Origin of the sequence: Meiothermus sp., from assembly GCF_025060375.1 — a bacterium.
GTDB lineage: Bacteria > Deinococcota > Deinococci > Deinococcales > Thermaceae > Meiothermus.
In genome coordinates this window covers 1-5,179 of sequence record NZ_JANXCG010000068.1, presented here as the reverse complement: position 1 = coordinate 5,179, position 5,179 = coordinate 1, and the positions used below count along the sequence as shown (strand labels likewise).

The following is a 5,179-nucleotide window of genomic DNA, read 5'->3' as shown; positions in this document are numbered from 1 at the left end:
GCCAGGCTGTGCAGCTCCCCTCAGGACCGCAGATCAACCCAAGCCTTCTACAGGTCAGCCTGGCCGCCTTTGGGACCTCCGCAGGACTTTTGCTGGCTTCGGTCTGGGCCCTGCGCTGGCTGAAGCGAGCCTGGACCTCTGCCCCTGCAGGGGCCTCGCCTAAAAAGAGAAAGAAGCACAGGTAAAAAAAGGGCCAGGAGCACCCTGGCCTCTCCCTCTGGCGGAGGAGGGGGGATTCGAACCCCCGATAGGGAATTTATTTCCCTATAGCGGTTTAGCAAACCGCCGCCTTCAGCCACTCGGCCACCCCTCCTTGGGGCGGTGTTCTGGGGATAGCCCAGAACCGCACACGACACTTTAGCACAAAAACGGCTGGTTTGAAGTACCTGGCCCTGGTGGCGGAGGGAGAGGGATTCGAACCCCCGGTAGGCTTGCGCCTACAACGGTTTTCAAGACCGCCGCTTTCAACCACTCAGCCATCCCTCCACGGGACTAACTATGGGTTGGACTAAGGAGCTTGTCAAGCGCCAACCTATGGACCTCCCAAGCCTCCTCAGAAGGACATACACTTGGGCCATGGGCCCCTTGGTAGACGTGGATTGGCTGCGCCGACACCTCCACGACCCCGAACTCCGCCTTGTGGACTGCCGCTTCTCCCTACAAGACCCACAAGCAGGCCGGCAGGCCTTTCTGGCTGGGCACATCCCAGGAGCGGTCTTTCTCGACCTGGAGCAAGACCTCTGCGCCCCCATGCGGCCTGACCGGAAGGGAGGACGGCACCCACTGCCCGACCCCGAGGCCCTGGCCACCACCCTAGGGCAGGCGGGAATAGGCAATGCCCACCACGTGGTGGCCTACGATGCCCCTCCTGAAGGGGGCATGTTCGCCCCCTACCTGTGGTGGCTGCTGCGCTGGCTGGGGCACGAGCGGGTCTCGGTGCTGGATGGAGGTATCACCGCTTGGAAAGCCGCCGGTCTGCCGCTCAGCCGCAGGCCCACCCCGCCCCCTCCAACCCTCTTCACCCCCAAGCCCCATCCCGAATGGGTGGTGGATGCGGAGTTCGTGGCCCACCGGCCCGAGGGAACGGTGCTGGTGGACTCACGCGCCCCCGAGCGCTACCGGGGTGAGGCAGAACCTCTGGACCCCGTGGCTGGGCACATTCCCGGGGCTGTCAACCGCTACTGGCAGGAAGCTCTGGAGCCCTCCGGTCGCTTCAAGCCAGCCGAGGCCCAAGCCGATCGCTTCGCTGGCCTGGAAGGCGAGTTGGTGGTGTACTGTGGCTCGGGGATTTCAGCAGCGGTGAACGTACTGGCCTTGCAGCTCATCGGAAAGCCCGCCCGTCTGTACAAAGGCTCTTGGAGCGACTGGGTCTCGGTCCCAGGCCGGCCGGTGGCCCAGGGAGAGGGTTAGGCCCTATTCCGGGCCGGGCCACCAGGTAAACTTGGCACAGCGTATGCTCGCCCTAACCCGCCTTAGAACCTACCTGGAACTGGTGCGCTTTGAGCACACCCTCTTCGCGCTACCCTTCGCCTACGGGGGAATGCTGCTGGCCGCCCGGGGCTGGCCAGGCTGGGACACCTTCGCCTGGGTCACGGTCGCCATGGTGGGGGCCCGCACCGGGGCCATGGCCCTCAACCGCCTCATTGACCGCCACATTGACGCTGCCAACCCCCGTACTGCCGGGCGTCACCTTCCCCGAGGGCTGGTGCAACCCCTCGAGGTGCTGGGCCTAGCCCTGGCAGGTCTGCTCCTTTTGGGCCTAGCCGCCTTCAACCTGAACCCCCTCACAGCCCAGCTCCTTCCGGTGGCGGTGTTCTTCCTGGTAGGCTACAGCTACACCAAGCGCTTCACCTGGCTGTGCCACTTCTGGTTGGGCCTCACCGTCGGAGCAGCCGCTGCCGGGGGCTGGATTGCGGTCACGGGTGCGTTCGAGCCCGCGCTTCTTGCGCTGTGGGCCGGCACGGCTTTTTGGCTGGCCGGCTTCGACATCCTCTACGCTACGCAGGACTACGAGTTCGACCGAAGAAACGGGATCCACAGCATCCCAGCCCGCTTCGGCATTCCCGCTGCGCTGCGGATTGCCCAGGTCTCCCACGGGCTTACCTTTGGGTTTTTCTTGCTGACGGGCGCGCTAAGCGGAGCGGGCTGGGTCTACTACCTGGGTGTGCTGGGGGTAGGCGCAGTGCTCTGGTACGAGCACCAGCTGGTAAAACCCCACGACCTCAGCAAAGTAGATCAGGCCTTCTTCCAGGCCAACGTGGCGGTGAGCCTGGGCATGCTGGCTTTCATCCTGCTCGACACCCTGATTTAGACCGCTCCTCACCCACGTTGAGCCGCTGGGGCTCGATAGGCAGAAAAAACGATCGGAAGCCTTGGGGGCTGTCTTTTTGAACCTTATGGCACTCCCTTCGGTCGGGTTGGCCGTTGTTGGGCGATGGACCAACCAAGCCTGGTGTGAGATCAGCAGTCCACGTTGAAAGACAGCATGGGAAGATTCTGGCACCCAGAATGCCTCTCTGGGAGCATGCAAGGGCCTCCTACGTCCCGAGTGGAGCTCCACAGAACCGGGGTTGAGCAAGCGGGAGCGGCACATGGGCCCCACCTTATCGGGCGCGGCCCTGGGGATTGGCGCCTTTGTCAGTCAGTGTGACAGTGCACAATTTCCCTTTTGTAAGTAGTTTACATTTTTTGTCTGTCAATAAGGAGGAAGGAGGGCAGGTCTATGAAAAGCTGGTCTGTTCGCGCAGATGCAGCCCAGAAGCTCGGCGTCAGCCGCAGGGAACTCATGCGTCTGGCTGGCCTCGGGGGGGCGGCCTTGGTCGCGGGCCTGGGCCCGCTGGCTCCTAGGGTGCTAGCCCAGCAAGCCCAGCAGCGGCGGGTGCACGTAAAGTCCGATGCCAAGCTCTTTGTGCCGGCTTCGGCCACCAACCGCTCGGGGCGCTACTGGGAATACAACAGCTACATCACCCCGGTAGACCGCTTCTACATCCGCAACTACGCCGCCACACCGCTGGTGGATAAGGCCCAGTGGCGGCTTCGGGTCTACGGCGACGGGGTGGGACGGGAGCTCAACCTGACCTACGACGACCTGCTGAAGCTGCCCACCGAGCGGGCCATCTACTACCTGGAGTGCTACGGCAACGGCCGCACCCTCTACTGGGAGCAGCAGAACCAGACCCCCCGCGGCTCCAACTGGCTTCTGGGCGCGGTGAGCCAGGCCGAGTGGGAGTACGTGCCGATTGGGGTGATTCTCGAGCTGGCCCAGGTTGACACCAACAAAGTGCGGGATGTGCTCTTCTGGAGCGGGGTGGACACCCCCTTTGTGGGCCGGCCCATCTCCATCCAGGAAGTGCTCAACCGTCCGCGGGAGATCGGCATCGCCTTCAGCATGAACGGCGACGAGCTGCCCCCCGACCACGGCGGGCCGGTGCGGGCGCTGGTCCCGGGGTATGGCGGGGCGGCCAGCACCAAGTGGCTCACCGAGGTCTACTTCAGCGCCAAGCGGGTCTGGGTGCCGCTCAACTCCAACGACCAGGTCGCGGTGGGCACCGAGTGGCCCAAGCCCCAGCCCGACCCCCAGAACGACTTCTTCCGCGAGGTGCAGCCCGAGCAGGTGGTGGGCCTGCCCCTCACCTACCAGAACGTCAAGAGCTTCATCAACCTGCCGCTGGTGATCCGGCGCTCCCCAGCCTTGGGCAACTACCCCTTGCAGCAGAACCAGCTTCCCCAGCTGAGCGCCGGGCGCCACACCATGCGCGGCTACGCCCACTCCCCCTGGGGCGTGCGGCTGGTGGAGTACCGCATCGACGGCGGCCCCTGGCGCCGGGCTACCCTGCTCCCGCCCAACCTGGGCCGCTACACCTGGGTGCGCTTCCAGTTCCCCTTCGAGGCCACCCCTGGGGTCCACGTCATCGAGACCCGGGCCACCGACAACCACGGGAACGTCCAGCCCACCCGGGTGCCCTTCGACGCCCTGGGGCACATGAACAACTCCATTCCGCGCTTCGAGGTGCAGGTGGTCTGATGAAGAAGGCTGCTGTGCTCCTTGCGCTGGGCCTCCTTGCCCTACCCGCCGGCTTGCAAGCCCAGCAGGCCCCCACCCCTCAGGCCCAGCAGCTGGCCCTGGGCAGCCAGGTCTACCAGGCCCAGTGCGCCACCTGCCATGCCCAGGGGGCCCAAGGCCTGGTAGGTAGCGCTCCTCTGAGCCGTCTGACCCGCTACCGCACGGCCCAGGGGCTCTACGACTACGTGACCCTCTCGATGCCCCCCACCAACCCCGGGGGCCTTAAGGACGAGGAGTACTGGGCGGTGATTGCCTACATCCTAAGCGAGAACAAGGTTCTCCCCGCCGGCACGGTGGTCGGGCCGAACAATGCCCGACAGCTCCCCATCCGCCTCCCTTCGAACTGAGCACCCCTCGGAAAGCCCGAGGCTAAACCGGCCAATTCCAAGCCCCCTGGTCTTGCGGGGGGCTTCCGCTTATTTGCGGAACTAGGACCGGGTACTGCAGCAGCACGGAACAACCTCGCCCGCCGCTAGGCTGCGCCAGGTTGCCCCTGGGCCAGGCAAGAGCGCTGTTTCCCTGGTTGAGGCTGAAAGCTCCGCGCTCGAGCCATTGCCCTGCCGTGGCTAGGCAGCGGACGAGGGCTTCCTCGGAGCTCTTTTTAGCGCAAGGCCGCACCTACCCCACACCTCGGCCCATACGAATCCAATCCCAAAGAGGTAGGGCAAGCCTGTGGATCCTTGACAATTTCACTCACAATCGCTTACCATCGCGCAAAATGCCCCTGGCTAGTTTGAGGCACCAAAACCTCCTCCAACTGATACGTCAACATGGAGGGATGAGCACCAAGGAGCTAGCCCACCACCTGGGCGTCTCCGAGGCCACGGTGCGCCGGGACCTGGCCGCCCTGGCCCGGCAGGGCCTCCTCCAGCGGGAACACGGGGGGGCCATCGCCCCCGAGGCCGAGCCCCCCTACGCGGAAAAGCTCGCCCGGAACCGGGAGGCCAAGGAGGCCATCGCCCAAAGGGCAGCCCTCCTCGTGCCCGATGGGGCCACGGTGGTCCTGGACTCGGGGACCACCCTCCTGGCCCTGGCCCGGCTCCTTTCGGGGCGGCCCCTGAGGGCCATCGCCCTGGACCTGCCCATCGCCCAGGCCCTGGCCCAGGGGGAGACGGA

5 protein-coding genes, 2 tRNA genes and 1 pseudogene are annotated in these 5,179 nt (G+C 65.2%); 6 read left to right on the top strand and 2 right to left on the bottom strand.

The features are described 5' to 3' along the window. Positions 1-185: pseudogene (locus NZ849_RS08760) on the top strand (hypothetical protein); the annotation flags it as partial. Between the two features lie 33 nt (positions 186-218). On the opposite strand, the gene NZ849_RS08755 reads toward NZ849_RS08760, so the two are convergent. Further along, a tRNA-Ser gene (locus NZ849_RS08755) sits at positions 219-313 on the bottom strand. A gap of 83 nt (positions 314-396) precedes the next feature. Next, positions 397-486 (bottom strand) — tRNA-Ser (locus tag NZ849_RS08750). A 90-nt stretch (positions 487-576) separates the two neighbouring features. Here NZ849_RS08750 and NZ849_RS08745 point away from each other — a divergent pair. From NZ849_RS08745 to NZ849_RS08725, 5 genes are all read left to right on the top strand, one after another. Next, positions 577-1,410 (top strand): sulfurtransferase, encoded by an 834-nt coding sequence (locus NZ849_RS08745; protein WP_295406200.1) that lies wholly within the window; start codon positions 577-579, stop codon positions 1,408-1,410. Between the two features lie 43 nt (positions 1,411-1,453). Next, the gene (gene mqnP / locus NZ849_RS08740; RefSeq protein ID WP_295406199.1) at positions 1,454-2,311 is read left to right on the top strand and encodes a menaquinone biosynthesis prenyltransferase MqnP; all 858 of its coding nucleotides are present in this window, start codon (positions 1,454-1,456) and stop codon (positions 2,309-2,311) included. Between the two features lie 411 nt (positions 2,312-2,722). Next, positions 2,723-4,024 carry a molybdopterin-dependent oxidoreductase gene (locus NZ849_RS08735; protein WP_295406197.1) on the top strand — a complete coding sequence of 434 codons (1,302 nt, stop codon included), beginning with the start codon at positions 2,723-2,725 and terminating at the stop codon, positions 4,022-4,024. Next, positions 4,024-4,410 carry a cytochrome c gene (locus tag NZ849_RS08730; RefSeq protein ID WP_295406195.1) on the top strand — a complete coding sequence of 129 codons (387 nt, stop codon included), beginning with the start codon at positions 4,024-4,026 and terminating at the stop codon, positions 4,408-4,410. The genes NZ849_RS08735 and NZ849_RS08730 overlap by 1 nt, the downstream gene beginning before the upstream one ends. A 431-nt stretch (positions 4,411-4,841) precedes the next feature. Beyond that, positions 4,842-5,179: DeoR family transcriptional regulator (locus NZ849_RS08725; RefSeq protein ID WP_295406193.1), on the top strand; the 338-nt coding region annotated here is incomplete at its 3' end.

Coding starts and splice junctions, on each gene's coding strand:
- NZ849_RS08730 (WP_295406195.1), top strand. CDS start 4,024: ATGAAGAAGGCTGCTGTGCTCCTTGCGCTGGGCCTCCTTGCCCTACCC.
- NZ849_RS08745 (WP_295406200.1), top strand. CDS start 577: ATGGGCCCCTTGGTAGACGTGGATTGGCTGCGCCGACACCTCCACGAC.
- NZ849_RS08735 (WP_295406197.1), top strand. CDS start 2,723: ATGAAAAGCTGGTCTGTTCGCGCAGATGCAGCCCAGAAGCTCGGCGTC.
- mqnP (WP_295406199.1), top strand. CDS start 1,454: ATGCTCGCCCTAACCCGCCTTAGAACCTACCTGGAACTGGTGCGCTTT.